Source organism: Oleiphilus sp. HI0079, assembly GCF_001635105.1.
In genome coordinates this window covers 1-731 of record NZ_LWFT01000321.1, presented here as the reverse complement: position 1 = coordinate 731, position 731 = coordinate 1, and the positions used below count along the sequence as shown (strand labels likewise).

Below are 731 nucleotides of genomic sequence, written 5' to 3'. Positions count from 1 at the left end.
AATTATCTCTGCTGTATTAACGTATAAAACGGCGTATCAACTAGCCTTCGTGGCTACGACGTCGCTTCCTTGAAGTGCATCAACAAGATCACGGAATTTATCGTGATTATTCTCGTTAATATCCATAAGCACTTTGTGTGCATTCAGAACGGTTTGACGCATCTCATCTTCTTGCAGCGGTGTCTGCTCGAGTTCTGCAAGATCTGCTTCACTTTCAATCGGCTCTTTGGTGATAACAAAAACGCTATCAAAACCCATAGATTCAACAATTCGGGTGACGTCAGGATTAGTCGAAACAATAGAGGGGAGGAAATGGGATTTTTCTTTCGCTTTCACAGCAAGCTTAGCCAGCATGCCCAGCGTCGTGCTATCAAGGTGATCTGTTTCAGAAAGATCAACGACAAGACTTCGAAAATTCGGATTCTCCGAGATTTTTTCAATCACAGAATCGATCGTTGAGCATGCATTTAGACGCACCTCTCCAACCAACTTCAAAATATAAACGCCGCTGCAATCAGCCTGTAGTACTTTACACTGGGACATCGCTACTTAACTCTAGGGTTTGCAAGTAACCTCCTACCATACGCTACGAATCATCCTGGTCGCAGACCGTCAAAACGGCTATATCATCTGGCAGCTCATCAATGTCGTCCAATCCCATTGATGTCAAAATTGATTCTATCCCCCCTTGCTGTTTAGAAACAACATCTAATAGTAACTTTTCTTTCTCT

1 protein-coding gene is annotated in these 731 nt (G+C 43.0%); it reads right to left on the bottom strand.

Annotation, left to right across the window (positions count from 1 at the left end; all coding sequences use genetic code 11):
- Positions 1-36: 36 nt before the first annotated feature.
- The gene (locus A3750_RS04415) at positions 37-543 is read right to left on the bottom strand and encodes an STAS domain-containing protein (protein ID WP_068453756.1); all 507 of its coding nucleotides are present in this window, start codon (positions 541-543) and stop codon (positions 37-39) included.
- Between the last annotated feature and the right edge of the window lie 188 nt (positions 544-731).

Bases quoted from the DNA above. Each gene is read 5' to 3' on its own strand.
- A3750_RS04415 (WP_068453756.1), bottom strand. From the start codon at position 543: ATGTCCCAGTGTAAAGTACTACAGGCTGATTGCAGCGGCGTTTATATT.